The organism is Bacterioplanes sanyensis (assembly GCF_002237535.1).
GTDB classification, from domain to species: domain Bacteria; phylum Pseudomonadota; class Gammaproteobacteria; order Pseudomonadales; family Oceanobacteraceae; genus Bacterioplanes; species Bacterioplanes sanyensis_A.
The window spans coordinates 772,234-789,331 of record NZ_CP022530.1 but is presented as its reverse complement, the minus strand read 5'-3'; the positions used below and the strand labels follow the sequence as shown (position 1 = coordinate 789,331).

At 52.3% G+C, this 17,098-nt stretch carries 22 protein-coding genes; 12 read left to right on the top strand and 10 right to left on the bottom strand.

Annotated elements, in window-relative coordinates:
• Positions 1-5 precede the first annotated feature (5 nt).
• The 4 genes from CHH28_RS03675 to ubiD all read right to left on the bottom strand — a co-directional run bounded on the left by CHH28_RS03675 (position 6) and on the right by ubiD (position 4,188).
• Positions 6-302, bottom strand: coding sequence for a hypothetical protein (locus tag CHH28_RS03675; protein ID WP_094059036.1), 297 nt, complete (start codon positions 300-302; stop codon positions 6-8).
• Positions 303-504: 202 nt separating this feature from the next.
• On the bottom strand, positions 505-1,329 hold the full coding sequence (locus CHH28_RS03670) for a mechanosensitive ion channel family protein (protein WP_094059035.1): 825 nt from the start codon (positions 1,327-1,329) through the stop codon (positions 505-507).
• Positions 1,330-1,674: 345 nt separating this feature from the next.
• Positions 1,675-2,712, bottom strand: coding sequence for a 2Fe-2S iron-sulfur cluster-binding protein (locus CHH28_RS03665; RefSeq protein WP_094059034.1), 1,038 nt, complete (start codon positions 2,710-2,712; stop codon positions 1,675-1,677).
• A 9-nt stretch (positions 2,713-2,721) separates the two neighbouring features.
• Complete coding sequence (ubiD, locus tag CHH28_RS03660; protein ID WP_094059033.1) at positions 2,722-4,188, bottom strand: 4-hydroxy-3-polyprenylbenzoate decarboxylase; 1,467 nt, start codon at positions 4,186-4,188, stop codon at positions 2,722-2,724.
• Between the two features lie 194 nt (positions 4,189-4,382).
• Between ubiD and CHH28_RS03655 the strand changes: the two genes are divergently transcribed.
• From CHH28_RS03655 to CHH28_RS03625, 7 genes are all read left to right on the top strand, one after another.
• Positions 4,383-4,787: a DUF423 domain-containing protein gene (locus CHH28_RS03655; protein WP_094059032.1), complete on the top strand. Its 405-nt coding sequence runs from the start codon at positions 4,383-4,385 to the stop codon at positions 4,785-4,787.
• 11 nt (positions 4,788-4,798) lie between these two features.
• A complete protein-coding gene (trmB, locus tag CHH28_RS03650; protein ID WP_094059031.1) occupies positions 4,799-5,533 on the top strand; it encodes a tRNA (guanosine(46)-N7)-methyltransferase TrmB in 735 nt (244 codons plus the stop codon).
• A gap of 56 nt (positions 5,534-5,589) precedes the next feature.
• Complete coding sequence (locus tag CHH28_RS03645; RefSeq protein ID WP_094061972.1) at positions 5,590-5,883, top strand: PA4642 family protein; 294 nt, start codon at positions 5,590-5,592, stop codon at positions 5,881-5,883.
• 304 nt (positions 5,884-6,187) lie between these two features.
• Positions 6,188-7,663, top strand: coding sequence for a nucleoside hydrolase (locus CHH28_RS03640; protein ID WP_094059030.1), 1,476 nt, complete (start codon positions 6,188-6,190; stop codon positions 7,661-7,663).
• Positions 7,664-7,728: 65 nt separating this feature from the next.
• Positions 7,729-8,526 (top strand): carbon-nitrogen hydrolase family protein, encoded by a 798-nt coding sequence (locus CHH28_RS03635; protein WP_157729755.1) that lies wholly within the window; start codon positions 7,729-7,731, stop codon positions 8,524-8,526.
• Between the two features lie 31 nt (positions 8,527-8,557).
• The gene (locus CHH28_RS03630) at positions 8,558-8,920 is read left to right on the top strand and encodes a VOC family protein (RefSeq protein ID WP_094059028.1); all 363 of its coding nucleotides are present in this window, start codon (positions 8,558-8,560) and stop codon (positions 8,918-8,920) included.
• A gap of 143 nt (positions 8,921-9,063) precedes the next feature.
• The gene (locus CHH28_RS03625; protein ID WP_094059027.1) at positions 9,064-9,792 is read left to right on the top strand and encodes a zinc-dependent peptidase; all 729 of its coding nucleotides are present in this window, start codon (positions 9,064-9,066) and stop codon (positions 9,790-9,792) included.
• Positions 9,793-9,884: 92 nt separating this feature from the next.
• Here CHH28_RS03625 and CHH28_RS03620 read toward each other — a convergent pair whose 3' ends face one another.
• The 3 genes from CHH28_RS03620 to CHH28_RS03610 form a co-directional block, all read right to left on the bottom strand.
• Entirely contained in the window at positions 9,885-10,247 is a 363-nt protein-coding gene (locus CHH28_RS03620) for a hypothetical protein (protein WP_094059026.1), read from the bottom strand.
• 204 nt (positions 10,248-10,451) lie between these two features.
• The gene (locus tag CHH28_RS03615) at positions 10,452-10,868 is read right to left on the bottom strand and encodes an acyl-CoA thioesterase (RefSeq protein WP_094059025.1); all 417 of its coding nucleotides are present in this window, start codon (positions 10,866-10,868) and stop codon (positions 10,452-10,454) included.
• A 36-nt stretch (positions 10,869-10,904) separates the two neighbouring features.
• Positions 10,905-11,795, bottom strand: a complete 891-nt coding sequence (locus CHH28_RS03610) for a LysR family transcriptional regulator (protein ID WP_094059024.1) — start codon at positions 11,793-11,795, stop codon at positions 10,905-10,907.
• A 183-nt stretch (positions 11,796-11,978) separates the two neighbouring features.
• Between CHH28_RS03610 and CHH28_RS03605 the strand changes: the two genes are divergently transcribed.
• Together CHH28_RS03605 and CHH28_RS03600 are read left to right on the top strand one after the other, a co-directional pair.
• Complete coding sequence (locus CHH28_RS03605; protein WP_233243734.1) at positions 11,979-12,653, top strand: NAD(P)-dependent oxidoreductase; 675 nt, start codon at positions 11,979-11,981, stop codon at positions 12,651-12,653.
• A 229-nt stretch (positions 12,654-12,882) separates the two neighbouring features.
• Positions 12,883-13,161 (top strand): hypothetical protein, encoded by a 279-nt coding sequence (locus CHH28_RS03600; protein ID WP_094059023.1) that lies wholly within the window; start codon positions 12,883-12,885, stop codon positions 13,159-13,161.
• On the opposite strand, the gene CHH28_RS03595 is transcribed toward CHH28_RS03600, so the two are convergent.
• Both CHH28_RS03595 and CHH28_RS20510 read right to left on the bottom strand, forming a co-directional pair.
• On the bottom strand, positions 13,147-13,617 hold the full coding sequence (locus tag CHH28_RS03595) for an IS5 family transposase (protein ID WP_094059022.1): 471 nt from the start codon (positions 13,615-13,617) through the stop codon (positions 13,147-13,149). The genes CHH28_RS03600 and CHH28_RS03595 overlap by 15 nt on opposite strands.
• Positions 13,559-13,924: a transposase gene (locus CHH28_RS20510; protein WP_094059021.1), complete on the bottom strand. Its 366-nt coding sequence runs from the start codon at positions 13,922-13,924 to the stop codon at positions 13,559-13,561. The genes CHH28_RS03595 and CHH28_RS20510 overlap by 59 nt, the downstream gene beginning before the upstream one ends.
• Positions 13,925-13,975: 51 nt before the next feature.
• On the opposite strand from CHH28_RS20510, the gene CHH28_RS03585 reads away from it, so the two are divergent.
• The 3 genes from CHH28_RS03585 (at position 13,976) to CHH28_RS03575 (ending at position 16,398) form a co-directional block, all read left to right on the top strand.
• On the top strand, positions 13,976-14,674 hold the full coding sequence (locus tag CHH28_RS03585) for a hypothetical protein (RefSeq protein WP_157729753.1): 699 nt from the start codon (positions 13,976-13,978) through the stop codon (positions 14,672-14,674).
• Between the two features lie 265 nt (positions 14,675-14,939).
• A complete protein-coding gene (locus tag CHH28_RS03580) occupies positions 14,940-15,473 on the top strand; it encodes a histidine phosphatase family protein (RefSeq protein ID WP_094059019.1) in 534 nt (177 codons plus the stop codon).
• Between the two features lie 343 nt (positions 15,474-15,816).
• The gene (locus CHH28_RS03575; RefSeq protein ID WP_094059018.1) at positions 15,817-16,398 is read left to right on the top strand and encodes a GNAT family N-acetyltransferase; all 582 of its coding nucleotides are present in this window, start codon (positions 15,817-15,819) and stop codon (positions 16,396-16,398) included.
• Positions 16,399-16,536: 138 nt separating this feature from the next.
• On the opposite strand, the gene CHH28_RS03570 is transcribed toward CHH28_RS03575, so the two are convergent.
• A complete protein-coding gene (locus CHH28_RS03570; protein WP_094059017.1) occupies positions 16,537-16,929 on the bottom strand; it encodes a thioesterase family protein in 393 nt (130 codons plus the stop codon).
• Positions 16,930-17,098 lie beyond the last annotated feature (169 nt).

Sequence of the window (17,098 nt, the reverse complement as noted above, 5' to 3'; positions counted from 1 at the left end):
GGCTGTCAGCCACGCCCCCCGGCGGTTGAGACGGTTACCCCGGATGCGACCAGCAAAGAGTATTCTTGCGACCACCAACACCAAGCAAAATAGGCCGGGATTTGAGCAAAAAACGCCGGCCTCTGGCCGCTCAGCCAGGATGCACTGAGCCAGGCCGTAACCGGCCAAATAGCCGACATAGCGAGGCCATTAACGCTAAACAGCCGCGACACTTCGGCCATCACAAATAAGGCGACGGGCGCCATGGCAATGATGGGCCAGTGGACGCTGTACTTCATTGGCTGTGTGGTATCGGTCAGCATCTGTGTCGTCCATTTGCAGATATCAGTGCGGCTTTACTGGGCGAGCAAAGCCGTTATCCGATGGCTCGCTCAACCGCTTGCAACGGCCTAGTCTTAGGCCATGGTTGGCTGCTTTACGCGTTCAGTAAACCTAGCAGAAATGGTGACAATCGGGGTGAATCACGGCGGCCATGAGAGACCGCCGGCGCAGCAAAGCGATGGACTAATCGTCGCTGTTGGAATGAATGGTCATTTGCGGGAAAGGAATCTCTATGCCGGACTCATCAAAGCGCAGCTTGATGGTTTCCAACAGTTCAAAGCGGGTCGGCCAATAATCGCTGGCCTGCACCCATGGGCGCACAACAAAGTTGACCGAGGAGTCGGCCAGTTCGGCGACCGCCACGGTGTGGACGGGCTCCTTCAACACATTGGGGTGCTGCTCCAGCAAGTCGATCAGCAGCTGCTTGGCCAAGCGCAAATCGCTGCTGTAGCCAATGCCGATCACCAGATCGATGCGGCGCAGCTTTTCTTCTGAGTAGTTGGTCATGGTATTGCCGAACACATTGCCGTTGGGCACGGTCACTACGCGGTTATCTGGCGTGGTTAAGCGCGTACTGAAAATGGTGATGCGGCTGACCGAACCCGCTACCCCGTCTACCTCGACGTAATCGCCCACCTTAAACGGACGAAACAAAATCAGCATGGTGCCAGCGGCAAAGTGCGACAGCGAATCTTTCAGTGCCAGGCCCACAGCCAAGCCTGCTGCACCCACCAAAGCCACCAGCGAGGTGGTGTCCAGCCCCAGTTGCGACAGCGCCAGCACAATCACCAGCAGCGTCAGCGCTGAGCCTGCCACCGTGGTTAAAAACTCGGACAAAATAGGATCAAGTTTGGCTTTGGTCATTGCGGCGGCTGCCATGCGCGTCAGCGCTTTGGCCAGCAGGCGACCGATCAAGAACACCAGCAACGCCATCAGCAACTGTACGCCCCAAGGCAGCACATAGCCGTGCCAGATGACATCCGGGTTGATGGGGAAGTCCCAGTTCATATGTCCTCCAAATAGCGGCCCAGCCGCATTGATTGATGGTTCGACCTTGCTAGGGCCTGTTAACACTATTTAGCTCTTTACTGCTGGAAGTCAGCTTTTTTTGAGTAAGACATGAGGAGTGTGGTGTAACTAGTCTAATAAGCAACGAATAACGCGACTCAGGGAAAAATGACTCCAGCCCTTCGGGGTATGACTGAAAACCCCTCAATCTGTGTTGTTCATCCTTCATTTAACTCGTTAAACATCCATCTTCGCGCCTTGATTGAGGGGTGTTCAGTTCATAACAGCGTGATCGAAATAGTGTTAACCGGCCCTGGCCGCTATCTGGGATAGCAACCGCGTGTATCAGTCACGCGGTGCGTAGGCAAACACGTCGGAGTGCATGTTCGCTTGGGTGAGTCCCAAAGGTGCCAACTGATCGAGGGTGCCGTACACCATATTAGGCGAGCCACAGGCAAACAGCTGTACCTGGCTGAGGTCGTCAAAGTCTTCATGGATGACCTGATACAACCAACCGGCGCGGCCGTCCCAATCGTCGGCGTGCTGCTCAATCACTGGGTGGTAATGGACATTGGCAAAGTTGTGCGCCCACTGGCGCGGCAGCTCGGGCAAATAAAAGCCGATGCGTGCGCGGTTGGACCAGTAAATATGAATCTCTTGCTCAGGGTTGAGGGCCAGAGCCGCTTCGGTCAGGGCTTTGATTTGTGAAAAGCCACTGCCGGCCGCCACCATCAGCAGCGGCTGCTGGCGGTGCTGGTCGATAAACTCTGGCGTTAACAGGCACTCGCCGCCTGGCAGCGTGCCCTTGACCACCACCGCTTGCTGCAGCTGTTGCACCACGGCGTTGGCGGTATCGCTGTTGGCGGCGATGTGCAGCTCCAGGCGCCGGCCATCGCCTTGACCAGACAAGCTGGTGGGGATGCTGGCAATGGAGTACGGAAATTGCTGCGCTTCGCCGTGTTCGTCATGGACGTGCAACAGCAAGTACTGCCCGGGCCAGAAATCGAACTGAGTACCGGCCGGTGCCAGCAGCTCAACACGGTAAATATTGTCGGCCAGCAGCTCCACCACCGGTACCTGGCAGGCCAGAGTGACTTCGGGTTTGTGGTCGCGGGTATGGACGTCGGTCATATACAGCTCAATATCTGTGGTCGGTTCGCAGGCGCAGCATAGTACCTGATTGTGTTGCTCAAGTATTGCCTCGGCCAAGTCGTTGCGACAGCGAAGGCTGCCTGTCAGTCGTTCGGCTCGGCAGATTTGGCAAACGCCGTTGCTGCAGCTGATTCTGAGCTGCACGCCCTGGCGCTCTGCCGCCGCAGCGATGGTTTCACCAGCCTCAACATAGATGCCGAGGCCGGACGGTTGAAAGGTCACGCTTGGCATACCGTTACCCTAGTCGATACCCAGCTTGTCCCACAGGGCGTCGACTTTGTCTTTTACCGCTTGGTCCATGACGATAGGCGTGCCCCATTCGCGCTCGGTTTCCCCCGGCCACTTGTTGGTGGCGTCCATGCCCATTTTTGAGCCCAGGCCCGATACCGGCGAGGCAAAGTCGAGGTAATCGATGGGGGTGTTTTCCACCAAAGTGGTGTCGCGCGCTGGGTCCATACGGGTGGTGATGGCCCAGATAACGTCTTCCCAGTTGCGGGTGTCGACGTCGTCATCCACCACGATGACAAACTTGGTGTACATAAACTGACGCAAAAAGGACCACACACCCATCATCACGCGCTTGGCATGACCTGGGTATTGTTTCTTCATGCTGACCACCGCCATGCGATAGGAGCAGCCCTCGGGTGGCAGATAAAAATCGACAATCTCTGGAAACTGCTTTTGCAGAATGGGCACAAACACTTCGTTCAATGCCACCCCTAGAATCGCTGGTTCATCGGGCGGGCGGCCAGTGTAGGTGCTGTGATAGATCGGATCTTTGCGATGCGTGATGCGCTCGACGGTGAACACCGGGAAGTCATCGACTTCGTTGTAATAGCCGGTGTGATCGCCAAACGGCCCCTCCGGCGCCATATCGCCTGGGTGAATCACACCTTCCAGCACGATTTCCGCCGAGGCCGGGACCATCAGCTCATTGCCGATGCTCTTCACCAGCTCGGTGCGGCTGTCGCGCAGCAGGCCTGCAAATGCGTATTCGCTCAAGGTGTCGGGCACGGGCGTGACGGCGCCTAAAATCGTCGCCGGATCAGCGCCCAGCGCGACGGTGACGGGGAAGGGTTCGTCTGGATGCGCTTGCTGCCACTCTTGAAAATCGAGTGCGCCGCCACGGTGGCTGAGCCAGCGCATAATGACGCGGTTTTTGCCAATCACTTGCTGGCGATAAATGCCCAGGTTGTGGCGCTCTTTGTGGGGCCCTTTGGTGATCACTAGCGGCCAGGTAATCAGTGGGCCACCATCGCCGGGCCAGCAGTGTTGTACCGGAATGTTACTGAGGTCGACTTGGTCGCCTTCCAGCACTACTTGCTGACAGTCGGCCTTTTTGACTTCTTTCGGCCCCATGGCCAGCACTTTTTTAAAGATCGGCAATTTCGACCATGCGTCTTTCATGCCTTTGGGCGGCTCTGGCTCTTTCAAGAACGCCAGCAGCTTGCCGATCTCTCGCAACGCTTCGGTGGAGTCTTCGCCCATGCCCAAGGCAACGCGGGTGGGCGTGCCAAATAAGTTGGCCAGCACCGGCATGTCGTAGCCGATGGGATTTTCGAATAACAGCGCAGGCCCTGCGCGGCGCAAGGTGCGGTCGGCGATTTCGGTCATTTCCAGATGCGGGTCGACCGGGTGCTTGATTCGTTTGAGCTCGCCACGTTTTTCCAGCAGCTTGATGAAGTCACGCAGATCTGCGTATTTCACGATGTCAGCCTCACTTGCTCGGGTGCGGCGAGTATATCAGTGGACGGTAAAATCCGCTGCAAAACCTATACAAACGCTGTCAATCTGACTGGGTGGAAGTACCATGCCACTCAGTCTGGGCTGCGGTTAGTGGCGCTACTCGCCGCATTGATCAGTTGTTATACTGCGCCGCCTTTCAGCGACCAGGAACTATCATGCGAGCACGTAGTGCAGTAATGCTGGCGGCTGTAGCCGGATTTAGCGCTGTCGCCTTGGGTGCCTTTGGTGCCCATGGGTTGAAAAAAGTACTCAGCCCGCAATGGCTGACGGTTTACCAGACCGGTGTGCAATATCATTTGATTCACGCCGTGGTATTGCTGGCGGTGGGGTTGATACTCACGCAGCCGATGCCACAACAAAGCCGTGCCTGGCTGGCGCGTGCCGCCTGGCTGCTGCTGGTCGGGCTACTCTTGTTCAGTGGCAGTTTGTACGCCTTGGCGGTGAGTGGAGTCAGTGCCATCGGCATGATTACTCCCATTGGTGGCGTCAGTTGGCTGTTGGCGTGGGTGTGCATCGGATTGGCTGGGCGGCAGTTTTCGCCCGGTGTGATTAACAGATAAAGGTTTGTGGTTTGACGGACGAAAAGCATTCTTCAGCGCAAGACAATGAACAAGGGCCAGCGGACAAACCGCAGTATCGCCGTGGCATTAAAAGCTTTGTGATTCGCGCCGGGCGCCTGACTAAGGGTCAGCAAGGCGCGCTGGAGCGTCAGTGGCCGGTGATGGGCTTAGAGCTGGCCGATGGGCCGATTGACCCCAAGCAGGTGTTTGGTCGCGATGGCCATGTGGTGCTGGAAATTGGTTATGGCATGGGCCAGTCGCTGGCTGCCATGGCGGCGGCGGCACCGGAAAAAGACTTTATTGGCGTTGAGGTGCATTTGCCCGGTGTTGGCTCGCTGCTAAACCTCGCCGAAGAGGCGGGCGTGAGCAACTTGCGCAGCTACAAAGACGACGCTATTGAAGTTTTAAAGCTGCTGCCAGATAACAGCATTGATACCGTGCAGCTGTTCTTCCCTGACCCCTGGCACAAGAAAAAGCACCATAAGCGTCGCATTGTGCAGCCTGAGTTCGCGCAGACCCTGCGCCGTATTCTCAAGCCCGGCGGCATTTTCCATTTGGCCACTGACTGGGAGCCCTACATGGAGCACATGCTGGAAGTGATGGACGTTGCCGAAGGCTATGAAAACATCGCCGGCCGTGGCCAATGTGTGCCTCGCCCAGAGCATCGGCCCTTTACCAAGTTTGAAAAACGCGGTGAAAACAAAGGCCACGGCGTGTGGGATATGATGTATAAAAAAGTGGACTGACCGACAGTAAAAATAGACTTGGCTACAGCCAGGCGAACACATACGCGGGAGACATGATGCAAAAGAAAGACAAAGAAAAAGTATTTGGTGGCGACTGGAGCCAAGAACAGTTGCGCGAATTCATGCAGGTTGATAGCCATGATGGTACCGACCCGGATCACATTGCCTTGATCCGTGCGTATCGCCACATGGTGCCAGCCACCTTTGCCCAGTTTGTTGCATTATTTGTTGCCGAAGGCCGCAATGTGCAAGCAGCCGACTTGCAAGGTCGCAGCGCGATTGAAGTGATGGCGAGCCACAGTCAGGGCGAAGAATACGCCGCTATTTTACAGCAAGCAGCAGGCGTCTAAGCCGCAGCTCTGCTGGTGGCAGTGCAATGGCCTGCGCTGCCGCTGCCTTTCTTTGCTCTCGTCAGCCTCTTTTCTATTCCTTCCAATACCTTGAGTGTTTCGCTCTCCATACGATTCTGACGGCTTAGACAAACTCAGCCGTAAAATAAAAACCTGCTGGTAACCTGCGTAATAATCCCTAAAATGCCGCTCTTTCTTTTAAATGGCGCCTTAACTCTGAGTTCTAAATAGATTTATAAATAATTATTTGTCTAATTAGTCAGATGTTTGGGTGACAAGAATTTATCCTTGAGAGAGCTAATAAATGTTGATGAAGAAACTTGCGCTGGCCAGTGCGTTATCGGCCGCCTTTTTAGTGGGCTGTGGCAGCGACGATGACAACAGCAGTTCGTCAAACGACACACCGCAAAACAGCACTTTTACGGCGAGCAAAAACGCCGATGCGCAACCCATTATTTGGATTGGCGACTTTAATAACTTCGATGATGCCGTGGCCTTGATGCTGATCGCCAAAGATCCGCGCTACACCATTGAACTGGCGGTGGTCGAAGACTCGTTTAACACCGTTGCTCATGGCGCCAATACGGTCTACAACATTCTGGAATGGCTGGGTAATCGTGATACTCAGGTGATTCGTGGTGCATATTACGCCCCAGAAGAGGTGCACTATGGTGCCAATGGCACAAAGGCGGAAGGCACGGCTGTCACCGATAGCCCTGCCCTGGTGGGTGATATTGCCGACTACCAATTGCCAAATTCCAACACCAACGGTCGCTGGAACCTAGAACGCCGTAATGTAATGGGCATTAACTTGTACGGTCAATATGTACCAGGCCCGTGGCGCGACAATGGCTCAACCCTTTACGCCACTGATCACTTAATTCCACGTGCCGAGCAAGACAATTACCACTACAACGGCAACAACGGTATGTCGTTTAAGTTTGAGCTGGCCGAAGACATGGTGCTGGCGGAGCTCGATAGCCTAGGTGAAAACGTGGTGGTGTTTAATACCGGCAAGCTGACGACTTTTGCCCGGGTATTATCAAAAGCCAGCCCGGCCCAATTAAACAAAATTGATAAAGTAATCATGATGGGCGGCGGCTTTGAAGGTGAAATTCCGTTTACCGAGGAATTCGAGCGCGAGCACAACTTGGGCGGTAATATTTTCTCGCATCCATCGTTTGGCTTTGCCAGCGATTTTAGCACTCATCAGGAATTTAATATTCTGCTGGACCCATTAAGCGCTAAAGTATCGTTTGAATTGCTGGCGGAAAATAATATCGACAGTTACTTAGTTCCAACCAACTCTACCGATTTGGCTAAGTTAGAAGCGCACAGCATCGTCGACCTAGCAGCACCCGGGGCCACGCCAGAAGCTTGTTACACCTCGAGACTGTTCCAATCGATTCGTGAGTTTGAAGGTGGTGATTTCCCTGGCTTTGACGGCTCGCCGAGCGGCGACTTTGCCCTGGATAGGGTGATTCGCTTGTGGGACATTATTGCAGCGCTGGTACTGCTTGAGCCAGAAACCCTAGAGATGGTTGTTCGTGAAGGCTACGTCGCGGTTGATCAGCTCGATGATGGCTTAGAAAACAGCGAATACCGCTACGATCCGATCAGTTTTGATCCTATGGTCGGCAAAACCAGCTTCACCGAGGCTGGCACAGGCCAACCGTTGAACGTGGTACTGGGTATTAACTCAGAAAAAGCGCGCTTGGCGATGATTGAGCGGTTGCGCTCATCTGCCAATGCGGCAGTCAAAGGTCCTAGCTGCGATTGATTGCTTTACGTCAGGGTAGGCATTGCTTACCCTGGCGGCTCGATTTATCAGCCAAGGAATAGACATTGATCATAGGTATCGCCCAGGTTCCCATGTACTGGGACATTTCTACCAACACCGCTCACGCTTGCCAGCTAATCCAACAGTTCCATCATTTAGACCTAATCGTATTTCCCGAGCTCAGTGTGACGGGCTTTCATCGCGGCGTGGCCGATAAAAACAATCTGCAGCAAGTAGATAGTGCAATCAATAACATACGCGAGCTGTGCCAACAGCATAACGTTAGCGCCATGATCGGTGTCCCCATCATGCGTGGCGACAAGGTGTTTAATAGCTATTTATTGATCGACACCACCGGCAATGTGACTAGGCAATGGGATAAAGTCGGCTTAACACCCAGCGAAGCAAGGCTTTTTACCCCTGGTGAGCATCGCCAGCCGGTGGCACTGAATAATCAAACCGTGTCCGCCATTATGTGTCGCGAAGTCGATGATCTGGATTGGTTTTTTGCTGAATCTGCTGGGCATGACATTAACCTCGTGGTATGGCCGAGCTATATCGGCGATAGAGACGTCCCTGGTAACGAAGGGCCGAACTACTACGATAATGCCGCCACGTTAGCCCAACGGCTCAAAGCTGTGGTGATTCAATGCAACTGGCCGGAGGCACTAAATGAAGGCCCAGGTGCAGATATGTATGGCAGTACGGTTATTGGAGCGAATGGCGATACATGGTTTTCCTTGCCTGCCAAACAGCCGTATTTTGGCGTGGTTGATCTCAGCAAGCAGGAGTGTAGCGTGCTGCCACTAAGCAAACTAGAAGCTTCTGCCTCGCAAGAAGATAAGCACTGCATCTCTATCTAGTGCCAACTCAATCCATGTAAAAGGAGTTAACATGATCGATCATTTCGAAATTAAAGTGGTCAACTTTGCTGCCTGCTGTTTGTTTTATCGCCAAGCTCTCTCAGCACTCGGCATTGAGTTGAAATGGTCGGACGATTCGGCCGCAGGCTTTGGCCCGCAAGGAGAAAGCAAAGTTCGCTTTTTAATTGAGCAAGGCGAGCGTACTAGTCAAAACCATATTGCCTTTGCTGCCACTACAGAGTCGCAAGTGACCAGTTTCTATCGCTTAGGGTTGGAGCACGGCGGTCGCTGCAATGGTGAACCTGGTCTTCGAGAGCACTACGCCCCTAACTACTATGCGGCGTTTCTATTGGATCCAGATGGCAATAATGTCGAAGCCGTTTTTTACCAATAAGCGTATGTTTATAGGCTCAATGCGTGAGACTTTATTTGACGATACAGTGTAAAGTAGCAAGATTGCATTGCTCTCAGTTTTAAGGAATCCCTATGTCGCTGTGGCAGACGTTGAAAGTTTGGTTGGGGCTGTAGCAGCCTGCGGTGGAGTTTCATTGGCCTGCGCATTGGAGCGAATTACTTGAGCAGCATGTTAGTTTTTATCGTGCGCTAGATAGCGAAAATAAGCTCAAGTTTGAACAGCGCTGCACAGGTTTTTTGCTGACGACAAGAATTGAAGGCGGTGTCGGAGTTGAGGTAGAGGACCTAGACCGCTTGCTGGTGGCGGCCAGCGCTGTGATTCCCGTGTGGGGCTTTGCCGACTGGCCGTATTTAAGTGTCGCGGCGGTGATTTTATTACCCGGTACCTTTAACGACCAGTTCGTTTGTGGTCAGCCGGATTCCCGCATCAGTGGCATGGTCGGGCATGGACTTATGTCGGGCAAAATGGCGTTGAGTCAGCCGCACTTGCGCTTAGGCTTTGCAAACGATAATGATAAGCAAAATGTCGGTATTCATGAGTTTGTACATATTCTGGATATGGCTGACGGTGACTGTGATGGTTTTCCCGAGCGGGTAAGAGAATTCCAGTATTGCGCACCTTGGTTTGAATTTGTGCGCCATAAAGTAGCCGAGGTTGAACGCGGCAAAACCAATATTAACCAATACGGTGCTACCAATTCGGCCGAATTTTTTGCCGTCACCTCAGAGTACTTCTTTGAACGACCAGTCATGCTGAAGAAAAAGCATCCGCAGCTGTACCAGTATCTCAGTGAGTTTTATCAGCAAAATTTGGCAGAAATTGCGCAGCAAAATAAGGCTGGAGAGAAGTAGTTGAGGGCCAAAACTAGTATGGAAACCTGACGGCTGAGCAGCCTGCTAAGATGGGCTGCTCAGCTCACGCTAAGCTTTAGAAAATCTCTAAGTTAGCGGCCGTCTTCAAAGAAAGCAGTGGCGGATACTTTGCTCCAAGTGCCATTGCTGTACAGAATTAAAGCTTCCGCTCTGTGTCCGCGAAATGGCCGAATGTCAACAGCGCATGATGTTCCTGAGGTACCGCATGATTTAGCTGCACCAGACCATTGTACACTGTCAATGTTTGAACCATTGCCAACAACCCGGAAGACGGCAGTAGCTGTACTGGCACCATAAACTAAGCCGAAGCAGGTGTTGGGGGTGTACTGATCGTGAGCTCGTGTGTCGACGAGGCATTCCATGTGATCGGCACTGGCATATGCACTAAAGAAGCCACCAACGATAAAAGCCGAAGCGGCTAATAGTTTTTTCATTAAAGTTCCATCCTTCATTATTAGTCATTTTTTAGCTACTGCTTTTAGATCAAAGTCCAAAAGCCAGACGTTGAAGGACTTTAAAGTTAATATTGTAAATAACAATAGAAGGGGGGAGCTGCGTGCTTGAAGTTAAGCAGAAAGTATTAAGCTCTTGGGCTTTTGTCGTTTGAGATAAAGTGGACGCTTTTATGGCGTTTCTGATTAAGATCTAACCTGCAGTTGTGTAAGCATATCTCTCAACCATGCCGGAACAGGTACCTTCTGCAGTGTCTGCGAGGACAAGGTAACGTAGCTGATGGTGGCCCGGTAAATGTTTTTTTCTCCAACATAACCAACCACCCCAAAAGTATATGAGTGTTTGCCGATCTCGCGAATGACAACGCTTTGCTGCAGTCGTTGGTCGTAGCGCAGTGGATGTAAGTAGTCGATTTCTGTATGTCGCACCGGTGTGGCCAGACCGGCCTCATTGAGTGTACGAATACAGGGTTTTCCCAGTCTTTCACTCAGTGTTTGGTGTGTGGCCTCCAGTGCAAAGTCGGTAAAGCGCGGTGTATAAACGATTCCCGCAGGGTCGCATTCACCAAATAAAATCGTACGCGAAATGTGGATGGCACTCACAGGGTTACGCCTTTGTTTTGATGATTGTGGCCATCATCATGGCCGTACAATATCGGTATGCCAACAGCTGGCGAGAAAGTCGATAAATTGCCGCACTACGGGTAATTGATAGCTGCGTGATAAATACACCGCCCACAGTGCACTGCCCGGCACGTGGTAATCCGTCAGTAGAGGCACTAGCTGGCCTTGCTCAATAACTGGGTTTGCAAGATCGCAGGGTAAGCGTACGATGCCGTGGCCTTTGACGGCAGCGCGCAATAACGTCATCACATCGTTCGCTTTTAGGTTGCCGCTTACTTCGATGGTTTGCGGCTGGTTGTGTTTCACCAGGCTCCAGTGCGAGGTGTTCAGGTGCAGTAAGCAGTTGTGCTGGTTTAAGTCCGCTGGGGTTTGCGGGGCAGAAACCCGCTGCAAATATTTTGGCGATGCACAAATCACCGAGCCGATGTTTAGCAACTTGCGCGCAATTAATTGATCATCGGGCTGCTCGGTATAGCGCAAAGCAATATCTACGCGCTCATCCACCAGCTGGCTGTACGAGTCGGATGCCAGAATATCCACCACGACCTGTGGATACTGCTCAGTAAACTGGGTGACTGCGTCCAGGAGCATGTGTTGTGCCAAACCAATGGGCGCGGCAATGCGCACGCTGCCCGCCAACTGCTTGCGCCGGTTAAGCGCCGTTGCCTCTAGCGCCGCCGCTTCACTGAGAATTCGCCGACAGCGCAGTAGGGCCTCCTCGCCGGCACTGGTGAGGCTGACTTTGCGCGTGGTGCGATGCAATAAGCGCTGTTGCAGCCAGGCTTCCACCTCCTGCACATGGCGTGACACCTGCAGCCGACTTAACTGCAGCTGCTCTGCCGCCTGGGTAAAGCTGCCAGCATCGGCTACTTCGATAAAACTGCGAATGGCGTTGAGTCGATCCATAGCGGGCCTGATTAGTATCTTAGCTAGATACAAACTACATCAATATCGTGAATTTATCTCGATAAGTCGCGTCATTAGACTGCTTGCATCCTTGCTGTACTGGTCACGACGCCGGTAACTAAACCAGTAACGACATCGTTAACTGCAGCAGCAACTACTTCTATGATTTACGAGGGTATCAAGATGCAAAACACCACAGCTCAAACCGACAGCAACCCCATCAACGTCGCCGTGTTGGGCGCCAGTGGCTGGATTGGCAGTCATATTGTTAATGAGGCGCTGGCGCGCGGACATCAGGTAACGGCGATTGCGCGCCAGCCAGAAAACGTCAGCGCCGAGGGCGCTAGTGTGCGCGAATTTGATTTGCTCAATGCTCAAGCCGACTTGGCTCGCGCAGTACAAGGTGCCGATGTGGTGATCGCCGCCATTGGTGGTCGCGCGGCTGGCAATCACGAGCTGGTGGCGCACACCGCTCAGCGCCTATTGGCCGAGCTGCCAAACACATCGGTATCCCGACTGCTGTGGGTTGGTGGCGCGGGTTCACTCGAAGTAGCGCCAGGCGTTACCTTAGTGAGCGTGCCTGACTTTCCGGAAGCCTATCGCGCTGAGGCATTGGCACAAGGCGAAGGGCTGGAGGTATTTCGCAGCAGCAGCAGCGCCATCAAATGGACCTTTGTTAGCCCAGCCGCAGAAATTTTCCCAGGTGAGCCGCAGGGCAGCTACCGCGTTGGCGGTGAGCAACTGCTCACTGATGACAACGGCAATAGCCGTATCAGCGTGATTGATTACGCCAAGGCGATGGTGGATGAGCTGGAAGTAGCGAAGCATTTGAATCAGCGCATTGGCGTGGCGTACTGATTATTAGGCTGGCGATTGCCAAGGGGCATGGGCGGCTGATTTGGGTGGGCTGGTTTGGGTGGGCTGACTTGGGTGGGCTGATTTGGGTGGGCTGATTTGGGTGGGCTGATTTGGGTAGGCTGATACAAGAAGGATCGACAATAGCGGTTTGCCACAGAAGCTGAACATGGCAGACTGGGTGCCCTGGCGCTAATGATGATTGCAAACTGCACGATAAAAGGAAGCCCGAATGCCTGACGCCAGCTCATTGCCCGCCAATAAAAAATACAATAAGAAAATGGTTAATATTGGTAGTGTTGTTTTTGGTAGTTTATTTGTTGTCGTCGGTTTTATTGCAGCGTATTTTACATTTTTCATCGCTGGGCAAGGGGAGTCACTGGTATTTCGGTTGTTGATGGCAATTGCTTTTTTCGCCATGTTCTGCGGCGTTGGCGGCGCTATGATCTGGTCATCGCTAAAAAATGCCGACCTGCAGCGGGACCTAGAAGCTGTTTCACAACTTCTTTAGCACGATCATCATGCAGGCGGCGTGAAAGAAGGCTCGATACATTGAGAGCTTTCTTTCCCATCGAACCACCAATCGGCGATAATTTCCAAGCCAAGAAAACGTACGCTCTACTTTCCAACGACGAGCGTACCTTCTCAGCTTTCTACCATCTTGTAGTGGGGCTTTTTTCCTGTTTCGACGATGTGGACAAATGAGATCAATACCCCGCTTCTTTAACGCCATTCGCAGAGGATCAGAATCTGCCGCTTTATCGTAAATCAAACGCTTCACCTTGCTCTTGCCATAGGCAACATTTAGCAAAGCCTCAATCAGCTTGACCTCCGCCGGTGACGCTGAGCCAAGCGTCAGCCCGATTGGAACGCCTTCGCCATCGACGACTATCATCCATTTCGACCCCTTACCCCGCTTGGTTTTTCCAACACCGAGCCCCCTTTTTTGCTGGCGCAAAACTGCCATCCGAAAACGATTCTTCCCAATTTAGCCGCGACTGTTGATCTAGAGCGCGAAGAAATTTACGCCAGGCTTTGAGCCATGCTCCTTGCTCTTCCCAGTACTGAAGGCGGCGCCAACAGGTACTCGGTGAAGGATAGTGCTCAGGTAGATCACGCCACCGCGCACCAGAACGTAAGACCCATAAAATGCCCTCGAAACAGGCTCGATTGCTGATAGGTTTGGGACCCCCTTTGCCACGAGGCAGGCTGGGTAAACAAGGCTCAATGTGTGCCCACTGTTGGTCGGTCAGTTCTGAGGTTGAACGTTTCATGGTGGAGGAGTTGAAGCTGATAGTTTTGATTATTATATCGGACTGAAGGTTATGAAACAGCTTCTAGAAAAAATACGTCGGCAGGGCATCCCCAGTCTTGATGGAAGTCTCCATAAAATTTCAGCGTTTTTGGCCGTGGTTTTTGCTGCGCCGGGGGCTATTATCGCAGTGCTGGGGCTGATTAACTGGGAAGGTTATGGATTTTCCAGTCTGCTGTTTTTTTTATTTAGCGGCGTACTGTATTTTCTGGGGCGTAACATGCGACACGATTACGAAAAAATTGGTCCAACAGTCGTTATTCCTGACCCACTCCCGGCCGTCATTGGCCACGAGCTTGGAGGCCACTTTATGTTGGCGGCCAAGCCCCGCAATGATTTAACATTGAAGCTTAGCTGTACACACACCTACAGCAGCGGCTCTAGTGATAATAGCTCTAAGATGGTTGTTCATCAGCAGGAAATGCCGGCCTACTTGGAGCCTCAGGGTGATGGTGTGCAAAAAGTTAGCTTCCTGTTTCAGTTGCCCGAGGATAAGCCGGAGAGTGACAGCCCTGAATACCGTGGCACCATCAGCTGGGAGCTCAGAGCCACAGGCCTGGTCACCAATGACACCAAAGTACCGGGCACTCAGATCACAGAGTTGATCGAGTTTGACCGAAGTTGGACCTTGCCTGTGCTGTCTCAGGCCTATGCCAGCGCCTTAGGCCTGACTCCTGAAGGTCTATTCCTCAGCAACAGCAGCAAAGCGTAGAGCACTAATGCGCCGTGAAACAGCGAACAGTGCTGTGCAGAAAATTAATAATTGACCCGACGTATGGGAAGCAATTGAGATCGTTAGTGAATCTGGGCGCAACTCGAGTATGTGTACCTTACCTATTCTGCGCAAGCATAGCTGGACCGGTTGTAAAGCAGCCGTTGAGTGAGCGAGCGTAGAATGCTATGGAAACTCGTACGCCCTAATCTTAGGTTTAAAATCGTTGTTATTTGGATCGTTGGCTTGGACAGTGGCAGTAGATATGATTGTTAGAATTTTACGGCATGCAGAAACATCAGCGAACCGCTCTGGTCTGCTGTCGTGTGATGACAACGAGCCGCTCAATCACAACGGAATACAGCAGTCTCAAGCGCTGTGTGAGTATTTATCGCAGTATAATTTCGATCAAATATGGGTCAGTCAGCTCCCAAGGGCCATACAAACACTGCAGCCAATGATTGATAACGGCTCGCTTGAGCACATCGTATTACCTGAACTGGTGGAGGGCTGCTACAACTTGGATCATACCGCTCCTGTCAATGATAGATGGGAGTTGGGGCTTGATCCATTAGGTGATTTCCGCGGGCGGGTGCAGGCGATCATTCATCGGGTGAAAGCACAAGTCGGTGATGGTGAGATTCTTGTGGTGACTCATGGTCACTTCATCAGAGAATTTATCAATATGTTACTTGACTCACACTGCTATGTGCGGTGGCCGATCGATAATTGCGCTGAAACTGCGTTAGAAATCGGTGAAGACGTTAAGATTCTGTACGTTAATAAGAAGGTGATTTAGCGATTTTCACACGCTGCGTCGTACTAAACTCTGTGAATCGGGCGAGGGCAGTAGTCAGTGCCTAAAAAGAGGTAAGAGAGAAGGTGACCTCAGGGGTAAACACGATGTCGAAATAGAGTGCTGTCGATATCAAACTCCAACGAGATCGTATTATCAAGCACCACATTATAAATTGAACATCATGCTGGCCGTCTGCACTCAATGATTTACGCCAAAGTGGTAGTCTTACTCCATAAGTGATAGTTACATCATCAGATTTCGAGAAACTCTACGTGCTTTGCTGGCTGTACTGACCATCTTCAACGACAATCCCCACCTTTAAAGGAAGGTTGACTGCTATTTTATGACTGCGACGCTATTGAATACACAGATTGCAACACAACGCCTATTGCTAAAACCTCTGGTGGCCGCCGATGCACCTGCGCTGTTTGACATATTTTCAGACCCAGAGGTCATGAAGTACTGGAACACAAAACCGTGGCCTTCGATTGAAAAGGCAAAATCATTCATTGCCAGCAGTACACAGGAGATGATCAGCGACAGCACCCTGACCTTGGGTATCTACCTGCAAGAGACGGATCGACTGGCAGGAAAAATCATGCTGTTTAATTACTCCAAAACGTCGAAACGTGCAGAGATAGGGTTTGGTGTTGGTCGTGAGTACTGGGGTAAGGGCATTGTTATGGAAGCTGCGACAGCACTGATTGAGTTTGCGTTTAATCGCTTGCAGTTACGCCGAATCGAAGCGGAGATCGACCCAGATAACACGAACTCAAGTAAGGCGTTGCAGCGCCTGGGCTTTGCGCAGGAAGGCCTGCTCAAGCAACGCTGGGAGGTCGATGGCGTTGTGTCTGACTCGGCACTGTATGGCTTGCTCGCTGAGTCTTGGAGCAAGGCGAAATCACCGTCAACCAACATCGGCTGAGATATTCTCAGCTCTGCTGTCGTCAGATCGCCATCGACGGGCCACATTCAGCCAGTGTGGCTGTTGAAGCTCGGAATAAGGCTCAAGCGCTTGTCTGTGCATCATCGATGGCGATGGGGTGCTGGCTTGGCGGTGTCATCAGCCGCGCTTGGCCGCGCCTTGTAATAGGCGCTCGGTGCTGACGATGGCGCGTGTATGCGTGCCCTTACCTGCCAAGCCTGCGCCATCATGCAGTTCCACTTCAAATGCATACAGTTTGCCTTGCATGCCAATAAAACGAGCGATGGCCTTGACCGTCGCACCGATGGGCGTAGCGGCCACATGGTCGACATTCACATTGACGCCCACCGACAACTCGCCGGGCTGCAATTCAGATTGCATCAAGCGTGCAGCGGCCAGCTCCAGCACTGCGACCATGCGCGAGGTGGCAAATACATCGGGAAAATCATCGTCGGCACTGATACTCAAAGCTTTGGCGGTGTCGTGAGGGGCTACGGTGTATTCGAAATGATACTGGTCACTGGGTGTCATGGTGGCTCCTAGCATGATGAAGAGCGATCGATAATAAAAGAGTCGGCCATACTGCGGCCATTTTTCTGCTTGATACCCAGTATTCCTAGGCTGGTCAGCATGGTGGCGTAAATTGTTGCGAGTACGTATTTACAATAGCCAGTTAACTAATGCTTGTGACGGCTGCTAC